The 1,303-nt window shown below is 69.8% G+C and carries 1 protein-coding gene; it reads right to left on the bottom strand.

Translation table 11 applies throughout. The features are described from left to right. Window positions 1–98: 98 nt before the first annotated feature. A complete protein-coding gene (gene rarD / locus ABTZ03_RS44170) occupies window positions 99–1,079 on the bottom strand; it encodes an EamA family transporter RarD (protein ID WP_350518938.1) in 981 nt (326 codons plus the stop codon). Window positions 1,080–1,303 lie beyond the last annotated feature (224 nt).

The raw sequence follows: 1,303 nt of genomic DNA, 5'->3' as shown, positions 1-1,303 counted from the left end.
GAACCGCGCGGCACCATCGAGACCGAAGCAGCACGCCGCCTCGCCGACGACCTCAACAACCAGTAGTCACCAGCTAACCCAACACTTTCTGAGCCGCGTCAGCTGGTGACCGGCTCCTTGGGGGCCTCGGGTGCGGGAGCGGGTTGCGGCACGGCCGCGGCCCGCTCCGCGCGGTCGGTCCGCACCTGGCGCAGCGCGTCCCAGGTGAGCAGCGCCAGCGCGGCCCACACCAGGGCGAAGCCGGCCCAGCGCGCGGGCGGCATCGACTCGTGGAACACCGCGACGCCGATCAGGAACTGGAACACCGGCGCCAGGTACTGCAGCAGGCCCAGCACGGTCAGCGGCACCCGGACGGCGGCCGCGCCGAAGAACAGCAGCGGGACCGCGGTGATCACCCCGCTGAGCACCAGCAGTGCGGAGTGCCCCCAGCCGTAGGAGCCGGCCACCGTGTGGCCGAAGGTGCCGCGCCCGCTGACCTCCAGGTAGACCAGGTAGCCGAGGGCGAAGGGGAACATGAAGGCGCTCTCGGCGGCCAGGCTCTCCAGCCCGCTCAGCCCGACCTGCTTCTTCAGCAGGCCGTAGGTGGCGAAGGAGAGCGCCAGGGTGAGCGCGATCCAGGGCAGCTGCCCGAAGGCGACGGCCAGCACCGCGACGGCGGCCGCGCCGATGCCGACGGCCGTCCACTGGGGGCCGCGCAGCCGCTCCTTGAGCACCAGGACGCCGAAGCCGATGGTGACCAGCGGGTTGATGAAGTAGCCGAGGCTGGTCTCCACCACGTGGCCGTTGTTGACGGCCCAGATGTAGACGCCCCAGTTGACCGAGATCACGGTGGCGGCGCCGGCCAGCATGGCGAGTCGGCGGGGCTGGCGCAGCAGCGGGCGTATCCAGCTCCAGTGCCGCTGGGCGACCAGCATCAGCACCACGGCGACCAGCGACCAGACCATCCGGTTGGCCAGGATGTCGTCGGCGGCGCCGGGCTCCAGCAGCGGCCAGAACAGTGGGAAGAGCCCCCAGATGCCGTAGGCCGCCACGCCGTACCAGAGGCCTCGGCCGCTGTCCTGCTGGGTTGTCTGTGGCATGGCCGAGTGCCTCCCGCGCGCGTGTGACGTCGGGGCGACGGTAGCGGGCGGGAGGCCGGGCTGTCATCTCCGTTTCCGTATTTTGGTCATGACATTGCTTGAATGCTGGACTTGTCCGGTGTTTCCGGAGGATGCTCTTATGGATGTCAAGCAGCGGTGGTGAGCTGCTCGGCGGTGATGGATGTAGTGCTGGGTGTGGTCAGGACCTGGTAGATCTCGCGGGC

It is taken from the genome of Kitasatospora sp. NPDC096077 (assembly GCF_040303245.1).
Taxonomy (GTDB): domain Bacteria; phylum Actinomycetota; class Actinomycetes; order Streptomycetales; family Streptomycetaceae; genus Kitasatospora.
The sequence above is the reverse complement of the archived record's forward strand: the minus strand, read 5'-3'. Positions and strand labels throughout refer to the sequence as shown.

Excerpts from the sequence above, each read along its gene's own strand:
- rarD (WP_350518938.1), bottom strand. The coding sequence starts at position 1,079 with ATGCCACAGACAACCCAGCAGGACAGCGGCCGAGGCCTCTGGTACGGC.